This window comes from Rhizobium sp. 42MFCr.1, from assembly GCF_000377185.1.
In the GTDB taxonomy this organism is placed as follows: domain Bacteria; phylum Pseudomonadota; class Alphaproteobacteria; order Rhizobiales; family Rhizobiaceae; genus Rhizobium; species Rhizobium altiplani.
The window spans coordinates 19,007-37,374 of sequence record NZ_KB897847.1 but is presented as its reverse complement, the minus strand read 5'-3'; the positions used below and the strand labels follow the sequence as shown (position 1 = coordinate 37,374).

Below are 18,368 nucleotides of genomic sequence, written 5' to 3'. Positions count from 1 at the left end.
TTTCCTTGCAGATTCAGGGAAACGCGCGATGTCCTTGTTTCCGCACCATTCCGAGCACCAAGTCTAGCGCTTCTTGAACGGCTCCATGCCCTTGCGGGCGAGCTCGTCGGCGCGCTCGTTTTCCGGATGGCCGGCGTGGCCCTTGACCCAGTGCCACTTGACCTTGTGGCGCTGGTTGGCGGCGTCTAGCGCCTGCCAAAGTTCGCCGTTCTTTACCGGCTTCTTGTCGGCGGTCTTCCAGCCGTTTTTCTTCCAGCCGAAGATCCACTTGGAGATGCCGTCCATTACGTATTTGCTGTCGGTGTGGAGGTCGACCTCACACGCGCTCTTCAGCGCCGTCAGCGCCGAGATGGCGGCCAGCAGCTCCATGCGGTTGTTGGTCGTCTCCGCCTCACCGCCCGACAGTTCCTTTTCGACTTCGCCATAGCGCAGCACCGCGCCCCAGCCGCCGGGGCCGGGATTTCCGGAGCAGGCGCCGTCGGTGTAGATATCGACGTGCTTCATGCCGAGAGTCCGTATTCCGCGGCGTTGGCGATCTGCCGGTGGAAGCGCAACTTGCGCAGATATTCGAGCGGGTCCTTCTTGGTGACCAGCGCCCCCTCCGGCGTCGTCAGCCAGTCGTAGAGGCGCGTCAGGAAGAAGCGCAATGCCGAACCGCGCGAAAGGATCGGTAGTGCTGCCAGTTCGGCATCGCTGAGCGGTCGGACGCTCTGGTAGCCTTCCAGCATCGCCATGCCCTTGGTGATGTTGTAGGCGCCATCCTTCTCGAAGCACCAGGCGTTCAGGATAATCGAGACGTCGTAGGCCAAGAGGTCGTTGCAGGCGAAATAGAAATCGATCAGGCCCGATAGCTCGTCGCCGAGGAAGAAGACGTTGTCGGGGAAAAGATCCGCATGGATGACACCGTCAGGCAGGTCCTTCGGCCAGTGGGCCGCGAGAAAATCGAGCTCCGTGCGGATCTCGTTCTGCAGCCCCTTCTCCACCTCGTCGGCGCGAGCCTCGGACTTCTCCCAGAGTACCTTCCAGCCATCGACCGACAGCGCATTGGGCCGCTTCAACTCGAAGCCGTCGCCAGCGACGTGCATCATTGCCAGCGCCTTGCCGACCTCGCGGCAATGCTTGGCTTCCGGCTTGCGCAGCCACATGCCTTCCAGGAACGAGATCAGCGCCGCCGGGCGATCGGACAGCGTACCAAGCAAGGCCCCGTCCTTTCGCGGCAACGGCAGCGGGCAGGACAGACCGCGAGCGGCCAGATGCTGCATCAGCCCCAGAAAGAACGGCAGATCGTTCTTCTCGACGCGCTTCTCGTAAAGGGTGAGGATCAACGGATCCTTGGTGGTGTGCAGCAGGAAGTTCGAGTTCTCGACGCCTTCCGCGATCCCCTTGTAGGAGAGCAGCGTTCCGGTGTCGTACTCCGTCAGGAACCACTTCAAATCGTCTTCGGAAATATCGGTATAGACTGCCAATTTACGTCCCACGAAAGCTTGATCAATCGAACGCCAGCGCCCCGCAGAGCGTTGGCAGCCACCGCAATCGTCCCCTCGACGACTGCTCCCCTAACCGGGATTGCGGCTCACCCGTTCACCCACGCCATATCCTCATGCGTCAGCTCTATGCTGCGCAGTTCGCGGTTGACGAGGAAATGCTCGTTTTCCTGAACCGTCTCGGCAAGCTCGACCTTGGCGTCGAAGCGCGCGCGGAAGGCCTCGATGATCTCGTTGACGATCACCTCGGGCGCCGATGCACCGGCTGACAGACCAAGCGTGGAGATCGGGCCGATCTCGTCCCAATCCAGTTCCGAGGCGCGTTGCACAAGGAGCGATTTCTTGGCCCCTGCCCGCAGAGCCACCTCGACGAGCCGCTTGGAGTTCGAGGAATTCGGCGCTCCAACGATGATGAAGAGATCGCAGCCGGGGGCTGCCTGCTTCACCACTTCCTGCCGGTTGGTCGTGGCGTAACAGATCGAGTCGGCCGCCGGTGCGGTCAGATTGGGGAAACGTTCCTGCAGGCGCGCGATCACGCCGGCCGTATCGTCCACAGACAGGGTCGTCTGCGTCACGTAGCCGAGATTGTCGGGATCGGCGGGCTGATAGACGTCGGCGTCCTCGACCGTCTCGATGAGAGAGACCGTGCCCTCCGGCAGTTGGCCCATCGTGCCGATCACTTCCGGGTGGCCCGCGTGGCCGATCAGAACGACATGGCGACCGAGCTTGTTGTGGCGCATCGCCTGCTTGTGCACCTTGGAGACCAGCGGGCATGTGGCGTCGAGATAGAAGAGGTTGCGGGCGCTTGCATCCTCCGGCACGGATTTTGGCACGCCATGCGCGGAGAAGACGACCGGCTGAGCGCGGTGCTCTTCCGGGATCTCGTCGAGCTCCTCGACGAAGACGGCACCCTTGGCTTCCAGGCCTTCGACCACATAGCGATTGTGGACGATCTCGTGGCGGACATAAACAGGCGCACCGTAGGATTTCAGCGCCAGCACGACAATCTGGATGGCACGGTCGACGCCTGCGCAAAAGCCGCGCGGTCCGCAGAGCCTGATCGTCAAGGGAGGTTTCGCCGCAATATTCATGTCTGTTCCGGTTCGTAGGGATAGGGCTCTCTAGCCCAATATAGGCAAGAATTGAAGCGATACTATTGCGCGGGACCCCGCTTACGGAAACGCGCGACTACGACGATGATGACAAGCGTTGCCGCAAGCCCAAACCATGTGAAGGCATATTGCAGATGGTTGTTGGGCAGATCGACATCGGTGACCCCGCCGATCGGCAGCCCCTTCGGATTGGGGGTATCGTCCGCATCCACGAAGAACGGAACCACCTCGGCCTTGTCGAGCCCGACGCTCGACGCCATCACGTCGAGGTCCTTCCAGTAGAAGATATTCTTGGCGACATCATTATCAGGCACCACCCAGGACGGCTTGCCCGGAAGTTTTGCACGAGCAAGGCCGGTCACCGTTTGCTGATCGGTGAGCTGGCCCTGCATCCGCATTTCCGGCTCCTTGTTGTCGTAAGGAACGAAACCTCTGTTGACGAAGAGATAGCGGCGATCGGCAAACTGCAGCGGGGTGTAGACATAGAAACCCGTCTGGCCATGCCAGGTCGCAAAGAAGTGCCGCTCCTTGCTGTTGACGTATTCGCCGCTGACCGTGATGTGGCGATAGTCGATATCCTCGCCCGTCGCGGCCATTCGTTCGATATCAGCAAGCGATGCCGGCGACGCCTGCCGGCGCTCGGTGATATTGGCCAACAGCTTTTCCTTCCAGTGCAGCCGTTCGACCTGCCAGGTGCCGAGCGAGAGGAGGATGGCAAGCGCAATGACCACCGCGATGCCGGTGAGGACCGGTCGCTTTCGGCGTGACGCCGAAACATGAAATTCAGTCACGGGAAATGCGCCCCTCGCTGGCGTTGTGGCGATACTGCATCGCGATCAGAATCCCCTTGCACCAGCGAAGGGCAAGCAGGGAGAGAATGACGGTCAGGGGGCCGAACAGCATAATGTGCAGCCAGATCGGCGGCGCGTAGTTGACTTCCAGCCACAACACCGAGCCGATGATAATGAAGCCGACGATCAAAATGACGAACACGGCGGGGCCATCGCCAGCATCGGCAAAGGCGTAGTCCAGACCACAGGCCGAGCAGCGGGGCTTCAGCGCGAGCAGGCCATCAAAGAGCTTCCCCTGGCCGCAGCGCGGGCAGCATCCCCTGATGCCTGTCTTCACCGGATCGACCGGTGGAAAATGCGCGCTGTCCTCGTTCATGCCATCCTTCCAATTGCCTATGGCCAACCTGTGCGTCTGCCTTAACTCACCCATAAAGTATTCGCAGAGGGAAAGGAAATACCTGCGCTCTTTCGCCTCAGCGATTCGCGCCAAACAGAAGAAGAAAACTGATGACATACGACAGCTCGGCCGGACAGATCGTCATTCTGAACGGCGCCCCGCGCAGTGGAAAATCGTCGATCGCCAACACGATCCAGGAGCACTTCGACGGTCCCTGGATGAACCTCGGCGTCGACACCTACAACGACATGACCCCGGAACGCTATCTGCCGGGCATCGGGCTCCGCCCGGGTGGGGAACGTCCCGACCTCGAGGAGATGGTGCCGTTCTTCTATGCTGCGCTTTACGAGTCGATTGCAATCCATGCCGGCCTCGGGCTCAATGTGGTGGCTGACCTCGGTCATCACGACAGCTACTCTCGGCCGCTCGGTATTCTTTCCGATTGCGCGCGTCGGCTTGAGGGATTGCCGGTGCTTTTCGTCGGCGTCAAATGTCCAATCAAGGTCATCATGAAAAGGCGAAACATTCCTGCGCCCGGACGGCATACGCTGTATGTGCGCGCCGACGAACACGACGCCGTCCCCCATCCGGTCCAGCTCTGGCAGGAGCAGGTGCATATCCCCGGCATCTACGACCTGGAGGTCGATACCTCTGTATTGACGCCTTTCGAATGCGCCGAGGCGATCCGGCAACGCCTGGACCTCGGCATTCCGGAACCCTCCGCGTTCGAGCGCATCGCCGCCATGCGCTAATCCCCAAAACGAATAGGGCGGGTGCCGTGGCACCCGCCCTATTCAAATTCCAGACAGCCCGCTCAGCCTGCCGCCAACGGAGCGCCCCAGCCGCCCCAGACGTAGATGCAGAAGAACAGGAAGAGCCAGACGACGTCAACGAAGTGCCAGTACCAGGCCGCCGCTTCGAAGCCGAAATGCTGCTTCGGCGTGAAGTCGCCGCGGATCGCGCGCAGCAGGCAGACCAGCAGGAAGATCGTTCCGACCAGAACGTGGAAGCCGTGGAAACCGGTCGCCATGAAGAAGGTCGCGCCGTAGATCGAGTTCTTGAAGGCGAACGGAGCGTGCGCGTATTCGTAGGCCTGCACGCTCGAGAATAGGACACCGAGCAGAACGGTCAGCGTCAGGCCCTGGATCAGGCCCCTGCGGTCGTTATGCAGCAGCGCGTGATGCGCCCAGGTGACGGTCGTGCCCGACAGCAGCAGGATGACGGTGTTGTAGATCGGCAGGTGCCAGGGGTCGAGGACTTCGATGCCCTTCGGCGGCCACTGGCCACCGGTGAAGGCAACGCGCGAGGCCTGGATCGCTTCATTCGGGAACAGGCTGGCGTCGAAGTAGGCCCAGAACCAGGCGACGAAGAACATCACTTCGGAAGCGATGAACATGATCATGCCGTAGCGAAGGTGCAGCGAGACGACGCGCGTATGAGCGCCCTCATTCGCTTCCTTCACCGTGTCCGACCACCAGCCGAACATGACGTAGAGGATGAGCGCGAGGCCGATGAAGAACAGCCACGGATGCGCCCATTCGACGCCGAAGAGATGCAGCGAGCCACCGTTGAGGTAGCGCATGAAGCCAACGCCGCCGAAGGTGATGATCAACGCGCCGATCGAAGCCAGCAGCGGCCACGGGCTCGGATCGATGATGTGGTAGTCGTGATGTTTCTGATGCGCATCAGCCATGTAAGCTATCCCCGGATCTCTTCCTCTCCGCTCCGGCATCGCCGGACACGAACCTCAATCAAAGTTTCTTTTCAAGCTTTACCGTTCCACCCTCATTCGAAGCCACCGGCTTCGGACCCTCTTTAGGGTAGAACGTATAGGACAAGGTAACAGTGTGGATATCTTTCGATTCCACGGCCTTGGTAATGTCAGGGTCAATGTAAAATACGACCGGCATTTCAAGCTTTTCGCCCGGCCTCAACACAGTCTCGTTGAAGCAGAAGCACTGCACCTTGTTGAAATAGACGCCAGCTTCGCCGGGGGTGACGTTGAACACCGCCTGGCCGCGCTGTGGCTCGTTCGACTTGTTCACCGCGGTGAAATTCACCTGAACGGTTTCGCCGATGCGCGGGTTGACCTCGCGCTGGACCGGCTTGAACTCCCAGTCGAGACCCGGCGCAATGTTGGCGTCGAAGGTGACGCGCATCTTGCGGTCGAGAATCACGCTGGAGGCCTGCTCGACGCGCTGTGTCGTGCCGTTGTAACCAGTAAGCTGGCAGAACATCCGATAGAGCGGAACAGCCGCATAGCTCGCAGCGCCCATGCCGACGACGAAGGCAAGGCACATGAAAACGACGGCGCCATTGTTGCGCTGTTTCCTCGGCGTGCTCTGCATCTCGCTCATCTTACATGTGCCCCGATGTGAACTTCACGATCGTGACCGCGTAGAAGAGTACGACAAGGCCGGCCAGAACCAGGCCAAGAGCGACGTTGCGATTGCGGCGCGACTTGCGTTGCGCTTCCGTAAGCTTGACGACGTCCATCAGAAAATGCCTCCCGCATGCGAAACGAGCACGGCCGCCAGCCGGTCGAACATCAGGGCGGAGAAAATTGCGAAAAGATACAGGATTGAGTAGCCGAAGAGCTTCTTGGCCGGGATCATCTTCTCATCGCCGTCCGGCATCCGCCAGACGGCGATGGAACAGTAGATGAAGATTGCGCCCAGGACTGCGGCAACCAGGCCGTAGCCGAGGCTCGCAAAGCCTAGGACAGTCGGCAGCACGCCGCACACCGCCGTCAGCACGGCATAGGCAACAATCTGATGCTTGGTGGTGCGCTCACCCGAGACATTGGGCAGCATCGGAACACCGACGGCCTCATAATCCTTCATCTTGAACAGAGCCAGCGCCCAGAAATGGGCTGGCGTCCAGAGGAAGATGATCATGAAGAGCACGAAGCTTTCGATCGTGACGGTACCCGTCACGCAGGCCCAGCCGATCATCGGCGGAAAGGCGCCGGCGGCACCGCCGATAACGATGTTCTGCGGCGTCGAGCGCTTCAGCCACATCGTATAAATCACGGCGTAGAAGAAAATCGTGAAGGCGAGGATCGAGGCTGCGAGCCAATTGACGGCGAGCCCCAGGATAACCACCGAAAAACAGGAAAGCACCAAGCCGAATGCCAGCGCCTCGCGCGGAGCGACACGACCGGCCGGTATCGGACGCTTTGCTGTGCGGGTCATGATCGCATCGATATCGGCGTCGTACCACATGTTGAGCGCGCCTGAAGCGCCTGCGCCAATGGCGATGCACAGGATGGCAATGAGACCGAGAACCGGATTGATGTGCCCCGGTGCCAGAACGAGACCGGCAAATGCCGTGAAGACCACGAGCGACATGACGCGCGGCTTCAGAAGCTCAAAATAATCGCGCGCGCTCGCCTCCGACAGGCGGAACTCGCCGTCGTGTGCAAGAGCTTTGCGATTGCCGATAACTGTCATTCTATTGTCCTGCAAACTTGTAAGCCGACCGCCGCACTGTAACACGCGGCGGTCGCGATTTCTCGCATCTTACTTGATGCGCGGGAGCTGTTCCCACTGGTGATACGGCGGCGGCGAAGACAGCTGCCATTCGAGCGTCGTTGCGCCTTCACCCCACGGATTGTCACCGGCAACGCGCTTCCTGGCGAAGGCTTCGAAGACACCGACGAGGAAGATCAGCACGCCGACGGCCGAGATGTAGGAACCGATCGAGGAAACATAGTTCCAGCCGGCAAACGCATCCGGGTAGTCGATGTAGCGGCGCGGCATGCCCGCGAGGCCAAGGAAGTGCTGCGGGAAGAACACCAGGTTGACGCCGATGAACATGACCCAGAAGTGCAGCGTGCCAATGAACTCGTTGTACATGTAGCCGGTCATCTTCGGGAACCAGTAGTACCAAGCAGCGAAGATGGCGAAGACGGCGCCAAGCGACAGAACGTAGTGGAAGTGAGCCACGACGTAATAGGTGTCATGCAGGGAGCGGTCGAGACCGGCATTGGCGAGCTGGACGCCCGTCACGCCACCGACGGTGAACAGGAAGATGAAGCCGATCGCCCAGACCATCGGCGTGCGGAAGCTGATCGAGCCACCCCACATCGTCGCGATCCAGGAGAAGATCTTCACGCCCGTCGGAACGGCGATGACCATCGTTGCGAACACGAAGTAGCGCTGCGCGTCGAGCGACAGGCCGACCGTATACATGTGGTGCGCCCAGACGACGAAGCCGACGGCACCGATCGCGACCATGGCGTAGGCCATGCCGAGGTAGCCGAAGATCGGCTTGCGCGAGAAGGTCGAGATGATGTGGCTGACGATGCCGAAGCCGGGCAGGATCAGGATGTATACTTCGGGGTGACCGAAGAACCAGAACAGGTGCTGGTAGAGGATAGGGTCGCCACCGCCTTCCGGCACGAAGAAGGACGTACCGAAATTGCGGTCGGTCAGCATCATGGTGATGGCGCCGGCAAGAACCGGGAGCGACAGCAGAAGCAGGAAGGCGGTGATCAGAACCGACCAGGCAAAGAGCGGCATCTTGTGAAGCGTCATGCCCGGAGCGCGCATGTTCAGGATCGTGGTGATGAAGTTAATCGCACCGAGGATCGAGGACGCACCGGCAATGTGGAGCGCGAAGATCGCAAGGTCGACAGCCGGACCCGGCGTGCCGGAGCTCGACAGCGGCGGATACATCGTCCAGCCGCCGCCTGCGCCGTAAGCGCCCGCCGGACCTTCGACGAACATCGACATGACCAGCAGAAGGAAGGCCGGAACGATCAGCCAGAAGGAGATGTTGTTCAAACGCGGGAACGCCATGTCAGGCGCACCGATCATGATCGGCACCATCCAGTTGGCGAAGCCACCGATCATCGCCGGCATGACCATGAAGAAGATCATGATCAGCGCGTGCGCTGTGGTGAACATGTTGAACATCTGCTTGGCGCCGTCGATGGCGGCGTCGCCTTCATAGCCGTAAACCATCGATGCCAGACCGTGGAAGATCTGGATGCCCGGCTCCTGCAGCTCCATGCGCATGGCAACGGAGAGCGCGCCGCCGACGATGCCGGCCATGATCGCGAAGATCAGGTAAAGCGTGCCGATATCCTTGTGGTTCGTCGAAAAGAACCAGCGATTGATGAAGCTCGGCTTGTGCGAGTGATCGTGATGGTCGTCATGGGCGTGTGCGCCATGACCGTGATCATGCGAATGATCGTGTGCGGAAGGTCCAGCCATGTCCCGTTCCCTCTTCCCTTACTGTGCGACGTTTTCGGCAACGTCGACGGTCTTTGCGGGACCATCGGTTGCGGCCATGAGTGTCTTGTACGCCCCAGGCAGATCAGTAGCAGCACCGGCGAGCCACTGCTTGTACTTGTCCTCGGAAACGACGTGGATAGCGATCGGCATGAACGCATGGTCCTTGCCGCAGAGTTCGGAGCACTGGCCGTAGAACAGGCCTTCCCGCTCGGCACGGAACCAGGTTTCGTTCAGGCGACCCGGTACGGCGTCGATCTTGACGCCGAAAGACGGCATTGCAAAAGCGTGAATGACGTCGGTGGGAGCAGCCGTCACGAGAACACGGACGGTCTTGTTGACAGGCAGGACCAGCTCATTGTCCACGGCCAGGAGGCGCGGATAACGCGACTTGTCTTCCTTGCCGGCAGCGGCGCGGTCCTGATCCTTCAGAAGATAGGAGTCGAAAGCGACCGGGGTTTCGCCCGAGCCTTCATATTCATAGTTCCACTGCCACTGGGTGGCCGTCGCCTTGATGGTGACATCCGGATTTTCCGGCAAAGTCAGCTGGGCGGTCAAAAGGTTAAACGAAGGCACCGCGAGGAAAAGAAGCACGAGAACCGGTCCCACGGTCCATGCGACTTCGATCAGCGTATTGTGGCTCGTTTTGGAAGGCACCGGATTGGCACCGGAGCGGAACTTCAGACAGACGACAATAAGAAGGACCAACACGAAAAGCGTGATCGGAACGATAAACCACAGGGTATATTGCTCAAACCAATGAATGTCTCGCATGATCGGCGTGGCTGCCGGCTGCAATGTTGCCTGCCACGGCTGCGGCTGGTCGGCATAACTGCCGGAAGCAAAAAGCAGACAGACCAGCGCGGTCAGAGCTGCAGAAGCCTTCTTAATCACCTTAATATCTCCCTCGAGCGCTGGTCCGTGCAAAATCGCGCACAGAATCCTTGCCATCTCAGCGCTTCAAACCACAGTTTGTCATTGATCGCAACCGCCCAAAGCGTTTGTTCGTGCGGCATTTTCGCATTCAAACAGCTTGATCCAAGCATAAAGAAACATTCCATCTTTTCGCTATCACCGACGAAATAAAGCTTGTGCAGCGCCCGACTACGCCAACATTCTCGGATAAACGTCCCATTTCCGCCGTAGTCCCCGGCTTTTCAGCGGGTGGGGCTTTTCATTTTTGGTGGCGCGCCCCAATTTAGCGGCACTGATTCGAATTGCAGAGGTTTTCATGGGTTTCCGTTCCCTCGCACGGCCGTTCGTGCTGACAGCGTGCATTGCGGCCGCAGCGACTGCTCCCGCTTTCGCCCAGCAGCAGCCCGCGCCGGCACAGCCCGCGCCCCAAGCTCCCGCCACACAGGCAACGCCCGGCCAGACGCAGCCGCAGGCACCCGGCACCGTAAAGTCGAACCACGGCGCATGGTCGGTCGTCTGCGACAAGCCGGCCGGCGCCTCGACCGAGCAGTGCGCCTTGATGCAGAACGTCATAGCCGAGGATCGGCCTGAGGTCGGTCTCTCCGTCGTGGTGCTGAAGACCGCCGACCGCAAGTCAAAAATCCTGCGCGTCCTCGCCCCGCTCGGCGTCCTGCTGCCGAACGGCCTCGGCCTTAACGTCGACGGCAAGGATATCGGCCGCGCCTATTTCGTACGTTGCTTCGCCGATGGCTGCTACGCTGAGGTCGTTCTCGAGGACGAGCTGCTGAAGACCTTCCGCAGCGGCGCGAGCGCCACCTTCATCGTCTTCCAGACGCCGGAAGAGGGGATCGGCATTCCTGTCGACCTCAAGGGTTTCGCTGAAGGCTACGACGCCCTCCCCTGATCGTCTCGCCTTCGGGGCTTGCTCGAACCGTCCACCGAACCTACATCGGCTGATAGCATTCCTGCTTCAGCGGAGCATAAAGATATGAATACGGATCTCCTGACGCTTTTCGATGCCGACGAAGCGAAGATGCGCTCGCTTGTTGCCGAGGCGCTTTCCGGCGCTGATGATGGGGAGCTCTACATCGAACATTCCCAGGCGGAATCGCTGATGTTCGATAACGGACGCCTCAAGGGCGGCAGCTTCAACACCGAGCAAGGCTTCGGCCTGCGCGCAGTTGCCGGCGAAGCGGTCGGCTATGCGCATGCGGGCGACCTCTCCGTCGCGGCCCTGAAGCGCGCCGCCGATGCGGTTGGCGCCGTCACCCGCGGTCATGCGGGCAGCTATGCGGCGGCTCCCCAGCGGACCAACAAGAAGCTCTATTCCGACGAGAACCCGATCGGCACGCCGACCTTCGAAGAGAAGGTCAAGGTGTTACAGGACATCGACGCCTATCTGCGCGGCAAGGACGCCAAGGTGCGCCAGGTGACCGCATCGATCGCCGCCAGCTGGCAGGTTGTCGATATTCTGCGCGCCGATGGTCACCGCGTTCGCGATATCCGGCCGATGACGCGTATCAACATCTCGGTCATTGCAGGCGAAGGCGACCGCCAGGAGAGCGGTTCCTACGGCAGCGGCGGCCGCATCGGTTTTGGCGATTTCATCGCCGAGGACAACTGGCAATACGGCGCCGACGAAGCCTTGCGGCAAGCGCTGGTGAACCTGGAGGCGATCGAGGCGCCCGCCGGCACCATGGACGTCGTGCTTGGTTCCGGCTGGCCGGGTGTCATGTTGCACGAAGCGGTAGGCCACGGTCTCGAAGGGGATTTCAACCGGAAAAAGACGTCGGCCTTTGCCGGTCTCCTCGGCCAGATGGTTGCGGCGCCCGGCGTCACAGTCGTTGACGACGGTACGATCGACAACCGCCGCGGCTCGATCACCATCGATGACGAGGGCACGCCGTCCGGCTACAACGTGCTGATCGAAAACGGCAAGCTGGTCGGGTACATGCAGGACCGACAGAACGCCCGCCTGATGGGCATGACACCGACGGGCAACGGCCGTCGGCAGGGCTATGCCCACGTTCCAATGCCCCGCATGACCAACACCTACATGCTGGGTGGCGACAAGACGCCGGAGGAAATCATTTCCTCCGTCAAGAGGGGCATTTACGCGGTTTCGTTCGGCGGCGGCCAGGTGGATATCACATCGGGCAAGTTCGTGTTCGGCTGCACGGAGGCCTACCTGATCGACAACGGCAAGATTGGCGCCCCGATCAAGGGCGCGATGCTGATCGGCAACGGGCCGGACGCCATGAAGCGTGTTTCAATGGTCGGCAATGACATGAAGCTCGACACCGGGATCGGCAATTGCGGCAAGGCTGGGCAATGGGTTCCGGTTGGTGTCGGCCAGCCGCACCTCAGGATGGATCAGATCACCGTCGGCGGCACGAAAGCCTAGTCTAGAACGAGCAGCGGCGATGAGCGAAATCGAAATCAGACCTTTCGTTGCCTCCGATATCGATGATGTTTTCGCGGTGATCCTGCCGATCCAGCGCGAGGAATTCGGCATCGCGATCACAGCCGACGACCAGCCTGATCTCGCCGCCATTCCTGATTTCTATCAATCCGGAAAAGGTCAGTTCTGGGTGGCGGTGCGCAATGGCCAGATCGTCGGCACGATCGGGCTGAAGGACATCGGCAACAGCCAGACGGCGCTGCGCAAGATGTTTGTTGCTGCCGATGTGCGCGGTCGCGAACATGGAGTCGCAGCCCGTCTTCTTGCCGGGTTGGTTGACCATGCGGAGGCTCAGGGGATCAAAGACATCTTCCTTGGGACCACGGACAAATTCCTCGCCGCCCACCGGTTCTACGAGAAGAATGGATTCGCCGAAGTTTCGAAAAGTGAGCTTCCGCCATCGTTCCCACTGATGGCCGTGGACAGCAAATTCTATCGGCGCAGGATCACTGCAGCCTAGCGCTGCTCTGGCCGGAAGAGCCATTTGCGCTTGATTGCCGCTGAGAGATCCAGATCGTTCCTGTGCGCGAAAAGAAGGATGTGGCCGAGGACATCGGCCGCCTCGTCGGCAAGGTCCAGCCGTAGCTCCTCATCCGACCTGCCCTTTTTGCGCCCTCTCCCGCTGACACGGTTCCAAGCCTGGGTAAGCTCGCCGATTTCCTCCTGAAGCTTCAGCAGAAACCAGTCGGCGTCGCGCTCGATGCCGTTGGCATCGGCGTAGTTCCGCGACGCACGCTCGAACTTTTCGGCGAGATCACTCAGCATCATGTTCTCCTTTTGTTTACAAAGGAGAACCCTGATTCTGTCGGAAAGTCGAGATGGATCAGCCGTGATCGGGCAACAGCATGCAGTCGTAGGAACGCTGCTTCAGCGCGTCGCAGGCAGATGTAGCGGCCTCGCGGCTCTGAAAGCCGATAAAGCGAGCGCGATAGACCTTGTTCGCGCCATTGCCGACAGCCTCGGTATAAGGCGATGCGGCCTTCAGTGCCGCACCACCTTCGGCCTTGGCCTGGGCCAGAAGGGCACGGGCGGCATCGTCGCTCGATGCAGCCGAGATCTGGATCTGCCAGTCGCCGGATGCCGACGGCGCGCCTGCGGACTTGGCGGCGATCTTGCCGGCATTGGCGGGTTCGGCGGCGGCGAACGGGCGCTCCAACGGTACAGTCGTATCGCTCAGAAAGCCGAGCGCCTTCGGCGCGAGATCATTGGTGCGCGGCGCAGTTCCCGGGATCGGCAGATCGGCATCAGCGGCAGCCGAAGCAACTTCGACTGTCTGGCGCGAGTTGGTGCTCGCGACGAGGTTGCCGCCCGCCGAGCGGCCAAGAAACTTGTCGAGCAGACCGGCCATTTTGGCGTCGCGGCTGCGGGCAGTGCGGCCACCGAGCACGACGCCGACGACCCGGCGGTCGCCATCCTTGACAGCGCTGACCAGATTGAAGCCAGACGCGTTGGTATAACCCGTCTTGATGCCGTCCATGCCCTGGTAGCGGTACATCAGATTGTTGTGGCCGCGGATCGTGCGCCCACGGAACGTGAAGCTCGCCGTCGAGAACAGGCGGTATTCGCTCGGGAAATTCCGCATCAGCGCCACGGCAAGCGTGGACATGTCCCGCGCCGTAGTGACCTGCCGACCATCCGGAAGGCCGGAGGCATTGTAGAAGGCCGTACGGCGCATGCCGAGCTGCCGCGCCTTCTGCGTCATCATGGCTGCAAAGTTGGCTTCGGAACCGCCGAGCTTCTCGGCCATGGCTGCGGCAGCATCGTTGGCCGACTTGGTGATCATGCCGAGGATTGCTTCTTGAACGGTGATGGAATCGCCCGCGCGAACGCCGAGCTTTGTCGGCGGCCGCGAGGCGGCGTATCTCGACATGACAAGCGGAGTGTTCCAGCTGATCTTGCCGCGCTTGATCGCCTCGAAGGCCATATAAATGGTCATCATCTTCGTCAGCGACGCGGGATGATTCAGCACATCGGCGTTCTCGGCACTGAGCACCTTGCCGGTTCGGGCATCCAGGATCAGGGAGGCGCTGCCTGCCATCGCGGTCAACGGCGCCGCAACGACGAGCGTCGCTGTCATAATCGCGGCCAACAGCTTCTTCATGAAATTTCCCCTCAATGAACGAATAGCCGGCGCCATTCGGATTTGTCCCGTTCCACTACAGCAGTCGCCGATATGGCGCGACTTTGCGGCAACCGGTACCATTTTTGTCAAGTTTTACCTTTCATAGTGAAAATCCCGTAAAGAGGACACTCAAAAATCTTCATTCAGCAACACTTAACCGCAGGCTTGCTAGTTTCGCGGCTCCAGAAACCAGCGAGCAGTTGAGATGGCGGCGAGTATCAAAGGGCTTGCAAAGCAGATTGCGATTGCAGGCGGTCTTGAGACGGCCAACCTCCTGCGCGCAGCAGGCGTGATGCGCGGCGCGCGCGGACTTGGGGCCATCTGCACGCTCCATCATGTCCGTCCACGCGAGGAAACCGCTTTCGCGCCGAACGCGCACCTGGAAATCACGCCGGTATTCCTCGATCTCGTTCTCGATCGCCTGATGAGCGACGGCTATCGTTTCGTGGCGCTCCACGAGATTCCAGCGCTGCTTTCGCAAACCGGGTCCAGCCAGCCCTTTGCCGCCTTCACGCTCGATGACGGCTACCGCAACAATCTCGTCTACGCCCTGCCCATCTTCGAAAAGTACGATGCGCCTTTCACGGTATTCGTCGCCAAGGGCCTCGCCGAACGCACGCATACGATCTGGTGGGAGACGCTGGCAGCGCTTCTGCGGAGAGAGGAGAGGCTCGGCTTCGATTTCGGTAGTGGCCACGAGATGCTTGACATCACGACGACCGAAGCAAAGGGCCGCGCTTTCGCGCGCATCGCCAGCCATCTTCATCGACATGACGAACGCGCCGCCGTCGCGGCCATCGACCTGATGGCGCGAAAGCACGAGATCGATCCGGACGAAATCGTCGACGATCTCGTCATGACACCGGCGGAATTCAATCTGCTTGAGGCGAGCCCCCTCGCCTCACTCGGCGCCCATACAATCAGCCACCGGGCGATCTCACGCCTCTCCGATCAGGAGGTTCGCGACGAGATGGAGGTGTCCCGCGACTACGTTGCAGCGATCACCGGACACCGGCCGGGCTCCTTCGCCTACCCTTATGGCACGCGCGAGGCCGTAACCCAGAGACAGGCACAGATCGCGCGCGAAGTCGGTTTCGACCTCGCGGTGACGACACAGGCGGGTGTCGTCACGAAGCGCTCGCTCAACAACATGACCTATCTGCCGAGGCTTTCGATCAACGGTCTCTATCAAAAGGTGCGGTACGTGTCCGGCCTTGCCTCCGGTATTCCGTTTCGGTTTGCGCCAAACAGGAGCTGAACGCTTCACGGATACATGCGAACCTTCGTCCAATCGCCTTCCGGCGAAGCCCGGCGAAACTCGATACGATCATGCAGGCGGAACTTCTGGTCCTTCCAGAACTCGATCGACACCGGCCGGATCCGAAAGCCCGACCAATGCGCAGGACGCGGGATCTCGCCGATCGCGTAGCGGGCGGTGTATTCGGCAACAGCTTTCTCAAGCGCGAACCGGCTCTCCAGCGGCCGCGACTGCTTCGACGCCCAGGCGCCAATCCGGCTGCCGCGGGCGCGCGTCTTGAAGTAAGCGTCTGCTTCTTCGTCCGTCACAGCTTCGACAGGCCCGCGCAACCGAACCTGGCGGCGCAGCGTTTTCCAGTGGAAACACATGGCCGCCTTCTTCTGTCCGAGAATTTCCTGGCCTTTCTGGCTCTCGAAATTCGTGTAGAAGACAAAGCCGTCGTGATCGAATCCCTTAAGGAGTACCATGCGGACGTTGGGAAGGCCGTCCTCGTCGACCGTCGCAAGCGCTACCGCATTCGGGTCATTGATCTCGGAAGCTTCTGCCTCTTTCAGCCACTCCGAGAAAAGATCGAAGGGTTCGTATCGCTCGGTGAAGTCACCGCTTGTTAACTCATTTGCCGACATATTAGCTCAAATGCCCCGGGTTTATTCGAAGTTTGCCCAGCTTTTAGCTACTGGACAGGACGCAGGGTGGAAGTCATAGCAAAGTCAGATCGCCATACAAAGGGTCTGCTGCGTCGCAGCGCGGACCTCTGCGTTGTCGGTACGGCGGTGCTCTCCCTCTCCGCCTGCGTCTCCAGCGGATTGGACCTCTTCAGCAGCTCGAAGGTCGATCGGTCGGTTGCGACTGGCACCGTGCCACAGCCAGCGCCGACGAGCGACTCGATTTCCGACGAAATGACCGTCGGCAACGCCGTGACCTCGGCCGATATCCAAAGGTTGGAGGGACGCCCCCTCCCCTGGGCGAATGCCTCGACCGGCAGCGCCGGCGTCATCGACACGATCGTCGAGAACACGGATTCCGGCCAGGTTTGCCGCCAGTTCCGCACGACGCGGCACTCCTATGTCGGCATCGCGAAATTTTACGGCAAGACCTGCCTGGTCGGCGGCGGCAACTGGCAACTGATGAGTTTCCAGCCGGAAAGCTGAGTGCCGCGCGTTGCGTGCTTAACGCGCGCGGTTCCGTCCTCTCATGATGTTTAGCAAAAGGCTAACCATTCGGCGCAAAAGCGAGTTGTCCGCCACGCGGGCTAAGAACTGATTAGCAACTTCTACTCACAATCCGCCTGACGTGCGCACGGCTGCTTCCCTGGGGATGAGGCCGAGCGCCAAGTCAGAGGCTTCGGGGTGCTAGGGCAAGGGACAGGCACACCGCATCGGAACACCGGCGGTTTGGGGACATGCGCGATCCTTATAAGATTTTGGGCGTCAAGCGGGACGCGGGGCAGGACGAGATCAAGGCAGCCTGGCGCCACATGGCCAAGGCGGTTCACCCGGACCACAATCAGGGTGATCCGACGGCGAGCGCCCGCTTTGCCGAGATTGGCCGCGCCTATGAGACGTTGAAGGATCCGAAGAAGCGGAGCCTCTTCGACAATGCCGCGCGCATGGCGGAAGCCAAAGCCAATGAGAACACGATCATGCAACAGCGCCAGGCGGCTCGCGAAGCTGCCATGCGTGCCAAGGCAGCGCAAGCCAATGCCGAGCGCGTGATGGAAGAACTCGCGCGCGCCGCCGCCCAGAAGACCGCGGCCGATGCCGCCAACCAGCAGAAGACGGGTGCTGCCGAACCGGCAGAAGAAATGATCGAACGTATCTTCGGCACGCAGGCACGCGCCGCAGCCGGTGGTGGTCGCGACCAGGGTTTTAGCGCTGGTGCCGCGAGGCGGCCGGAACCGGAGGCCGCGATCGCAGACAAACAGCCGGAGGCCGGCAAGGCCGAGGCTGAGCAGCAGGCTGCCGAGGACGCGGCCGCTCAGGCCTCTGCGATCATGCAGCCACTCAGCTTGCTGACTTCCCTGGTGCGTCGCTTCACCGGCAGCGGGACGCAGCAGGCACCTGAAAAGGTGCCCGACCAGTTCGCAACGAAGACCGTGAGCATCGACGATCTCATCAAGGGCAGCTGGCTGACGGTCGATCTCGGCGAAGGCCGGGAGGCCGGATTTGCGCTGGCCGCCGGTACGACGGAAGGCCACCAGGTACGTCTCAAGGGCCAAGGCCACAAGCTGACCGGCATGCAGCGGGGCGATGCGGTCATCAATATCCACATTGCGCCCGATGAGCGGTTTACCGTCAGTGGCTTCGACCTGCACACCGTGCTGCCGGTGACGATCGAAAATGCCGTGCTCGGAACCGATGCGCGCATCGAGGGCCCTCGCGGGCCGATCAACGTCACGGTTCCCGCCTGGTCTGGCTCCGACAAGACGATCCGAATTTCCGGTCAGGGACTTGCGAACGCAGATGGCGGCAAGGGAGATCTCGTCGTCGAACTGCGCATTATGTTGTGGGAAAAACCTGACGACAAAGTCACCGATCTGATGCGAAGCATGAAGAACGGGCTGTTTCTGTGAAATTTAGGTGACAAGCGCA

At 60.7% G+C, this 18,368-nt stretch carries 21 protein-coding genes; 7 read left to right on the top strand and 14 right to left on the bottom strand.

Translation table 11 applies throughout. The annotated features are described in order from the left end of the window. Positions 1-63 precede the first annotated feature (63 nt). The 5 genes from rnhA to C934_RS0123300 all read right to left on the bottom strand — a co-directional run bounded on the left by rnhA (position 64) and on the right by C934_RS0123300 (position 3,763). The gene (gene rnhA / locus C934_RS0123320; protein ID WP_018859003.1) at positions 64-504 is read right to left on the bottom strand and encodes a ribonuclease HI; all 441 of its coding nucleotides are present in this window, start codon (positions 502-504) and stop codon (positions 64-66) included. After that, complete coding sequence (locus C934_RS0123315; protein WP_018859002.1) at positions 501-1,466, bottom strand: homoserine kinase; 966 nt, start codon at positions 1,464-1,466, stop codon at positions 501-503. The genes rnhA and C934_RS0123315 overlap by 4 nt, the downstream gene beginning before the upstream one ends. A 107-nt stretch (positions 1,467-1,573) precedes the next feature. Beyond that, positions 1,574-2,575 (bottom strand): 4-hydroxy-3-methylbut-2-enyl diphosphate reductase, encoded by a 1,002-nt coding sequence (gene ispH, locus C934_RS0123310; RefSeq protein WP_018859001.1) that lies wholly within the window; start codon positions 2,573-2,575, stop codon positions 1,574-1,576. A 62-nt stretch (positions 2,576-2,637) separates the two neighbouring features. Beyond that, on the bottom strand, positions 2,638-3,387 hold the full coding sequence (locus tag C934_RS0123305; protein ID WP_018859000.1) for an SURF1 family protein: 750 nt from the start codon (positions 3,385-3,387) through the stop codon (positions 2,638-2,640). Further along, complete coding sequence (locus C934_RS0123300; protein WP_018858999.1) at positions 3,380-3,763, bottom strand: DUF983 domain-containing protein; 384 nt, start codon at positions 3,761-3,763, stop codon at positions 3,380-3,382. The genes C934_RS0123305 and C934_RS0123300 overlap by 8 nt, the downstream gene beginning before the upstream one ends. A gap of 131 nt (positions 3,764-3,894) precedes the next feature. Here C934_RS0123300 and C934_RS0123295 point away from each other — a divergent pair, with 131 nt between their 5' ends. Further along, positions 3,895-4,536 carry a chloramphenicol phosphotransferase CPT family protein gene (locus C934_RS0123295; RefSeq protein WP_018858998.1) on the top strand — a complete coding sequence of 214 codons (642 nt, stop codon included), beginning with the start codon at positions 3,895-3,897 and terminating at the stop codon, positions 4,534-4,536. A gap of 62 nt (positions 4,537-4,598) precedes the next feature. Here C934_RS0123295 and C934_RS0123290 read toward each other — a convergent pair whose 3' ends face one another. From C934_RS0123290 to coxB, 6 genes are all read right to left on the bottom strand, one after another. After that, a complete protein-coding gene (locus C934_RS0123290; RefSeq protein ID WP_018858997.1) occupies positions 4,599-5,477 on the bottom strand; it encodes a cytochrome c oxidase subunit 3 in 879 nt (292 codons plus the stop codon). Positions 5,478-5,535: 58 nt separating this feature from the next. Next, on the bottom strand, positions 5,536-6,141 hold the full coding sequence (locus C934_RS0123285) for a cytochrome c oxidase assembly protein (protein ID WP_018858996.1): 606 nt from the start codon (positions 6,139-6,141) through the stop codon (positions 5,536-5,538). 1 nt (position 6,142) lies between these two features. After that, complete coding sequence (locus C934_RS35255; protein ID WP_018858995.1) at positions 6,143-6,280, bottom strand: hypothetical protein; 138 nt, start codon at positions 6,278-6,280, stop codon at positions 6,143-6,145. After that, positions 6,280-7,236 carry a heme o synthase gene (locus tag C934_RS0123275; RefSeq protein WP_018858994.1) on the bottom strand — a complete coding sequence of 319 codons (957 nt, stop codon included), beginning with the start codon at positions 7,234-7,236 and terminating at the stop codon, positions 6,280-6,282. The genes C934_RS35255 and C934_RS0123275 overlap by 1 nt, the downstream gene beginning before the upstream one ends. Positions 7,237-7,305: 69 nt before the next feature. Then, a complete protein-coding gene (gene ctaD, locus C934_RS0123270) occupies positions 7,306-9,003 on the bottom strand; it encodes a cytochrome c oxidase subunit I (protein WP_018858993.1) in 1,698 nt (565 codons plus the stop codon). A gap of 18 nt (positions 9,004-9,021) precedes the next feature. Next, entirely contained in the window at positions 9,022-9,915 is an 894-nt protein-coding gene (gene coxB / locus C934_RS0123265; protein WP_025661096.1) for a cytochrome c oxidase subunit II, read from the bottom strand. Between the two features lie 337 nt (positions 9,916-10,252). On the opposite strand from coxB, the gene C934_RS0123260 reads away from it, so the two are divergent. From C934_RS0123260 to C934_RS0123250, 3 genes are all read left to right on the top strand, one after another. After that, complete coding sequence (locus tag C934_RS0123260) at positions 10,253-10,840, top strand: invasion associated locus B family protein (protein ID WP_007793136.1); 588 nt, start codon at positions 10,253-10,255, stop codon at positions 10,838-10,840. A gap of 84 nt (positions 10,841-10,924) precedes the next feature. Next, on the top strand, positions 10,925-12,340 hold the full coding sequence (tldD, locus tag C934_RS0123255; protein WP_018858991.1) for a metalloprotease TldD: 1,416 nt from the start codon (positions 10,925-10,927) through the stop codon (positions 12,338-12,340). A gap of 19 nt (positions 12,341-12,359) precedes the next feature. Continuing rightward, complete coding sequence (locus C934_RS0123250; RefSeq protein ID WP_018858990.1) at positions 12,360-12,857, top strand: GNAT family N-acetyltransferase; 498 nt, start codon at positions 12,360-12,362, stop codon at positions 12,855-12,857. On the opposite strand, the gene C934_RS0123245 is transcribed toward C934_RS0123250, so the two are convergent. Together C934_RS0123245 and C934_RS0123240 are read right to left on the bottom strand one after the other, a co-directional pair. Next, complete coding sequence (locus C934_RS0123245; RefSeq protein WP_018858989.1) at positions 12,854-13,162, bottom strand: pyrophosphatase; 309 nt, start codon at positions 13,160-13,162, stop codon at positions 12,854-12,856. The genes C934_RS0123250 and C934_RS0123245 overlap by 4 nt on opposite strands. A 58-nt stretch (positions 13,163-13,220) precedes the next feature. Next, positions 13,221-14,498: a D-alanyl-D-alanine carboxypeptidase family protein gene (locus C934_RS0123240; RefSeq protein WP_018858988.1), complete on the bottom strand. Its 1,278-nt coding sequence runs from the start codon at positions 14,496-14,498 to the stop codon at positions 13,221-13,223. A gap of 226 nt (positions 14,499-14,724) precedes the next feature. Between C934_RS0123240 and C934_RS0123235 the strand changes: the two genes are divergently transcribed. Then, positions 14,725-15,777, top strand: a complete 1,053-nt coding sequence (locus C934_RS0123235) for a polysaccharide deacetylase family protein (protein WP_018858987.1) — start codon at positions 14,725-14,727, stop codon at positions 15,775-15,777. A gap of 5 nt (positions 15,778-15,782) precedes the next feature. Here C934_RS0123235 and pdxH read toward each other — a convergent pair whose 3' ends face one another. Then, positions 15,783-16,403, bottom strand: a complete 621-nt coding sequence (gene pdxH, locus C934_RS0123230) for a pyridoxamine 5'-phosphate oxidase (RefSeq protein ID WP_018858986.1) — start codon at positions 16,401-16,403, stop codon at positions 15,783-15,785. A 66-nt stretch (positions 16,404-16,469) separates the two neighbouring features. On the opposite strand from pdxH, the gene C934_RS0123225 reads away from it, so the two are divergent. Then, positions 16,470-16,928, top strand: coding sequence for an RT0821/Lpp0805 family surface protein (locus C934_RS0123225; protein WP_018858985.1), 459 nt, complete (start codon positions 16,470-16,472; stop codon positions 16,926-16,928). Positions 16,929-17,179: 251 nt separating this feature from the next. Then, positions 17,180-18,349 (top strand): DnaJ C-terminal domain-containing protein, encoded by a 1,170-nt coding sequence (locus C934_RS0123220; RefSeq protein ID WP_018858984.1) that lies wholly within the window; start codon positions 17,180-17,182, stop codon positions 18,347-18,349. Positions 18,350-18,368 lie beyond the last annotated feature (19 nt).